Source organism: Thermus aquaticus (genome assembly GCF_001280255.1).
Lineage (GTDB): Bacteria > Deinococcota > Deinococci > Deinococcales > Thermaceae > Thermus > Thermus aquaticus.
In genome coordinates this window covers 1-556 of sequence record NZ_LHCI01000084.1, presented here as the reverse complement: position 1 = coordinate 556, position 556 = coordinate 1, and the positions used below count along the sequence as shown (strand labels likewise).

Here is a 556-nt window from a genome sequence, read left to right as displayed (position 1 = left end):
GCAACACCATCACCGTCCGCCAGCTGGACATGGCTCCCCTGGTGGGGGCCTACTACCGCACCGGGGGCGGCTCCTGGCAAGCCCTGAGCTTCACGGGGGGCGAGGCCACCTTCACCGCCAGTGGGGACTACGAGGTGGCGGTGCGGTGCCGGGGAGGCGGCCTGGCGGACGTGCAGCTCTTCAAGGCCACTCCCGCCCTGACCCGGACCGTGGTCTTCGCTTGCGGGGGAGGAGGTTCGGGGGGCGGTAGCTCGAAGCAGTTTGAGGTGAACCTTCCTGCCAGCATTGGGCCGACACCGGTCCAAGCCGGGGACTCCGTTTTTGTGGGGGGATCCAGTGAGGTGTACATGGGCTCTAACCCGGTGACCCTGTACCCCTACATGCCCGACGGCCCTCAGGACGTGCTCCTCACCGTCCTTCGGCCCGTGGGGGACCCGCCCACCTCGGTCACCCCCATCGGCTCGGAGCTGGTGGACGTTGGCCTCCCGGTCCCTGGTGTGTTCGCTGTGGCTGTCGTGGGCTGGCCGGTTTTTTCAAAACCTGCCCAGCTCCGGCC

Annotated in this window: 1 protein-coding gene; it reads left to right on the top strand. The window is 68.3% G+C overall.

All coding sequences use genetic code 11. From position 1 onward, the window contains the following. Positions 1 to 556: hypothetical protein (locus BVI061214_RS13095; protein WP_428843216.1), on the top strand; the 556-nt coding region annotated here is incomplete at both ends.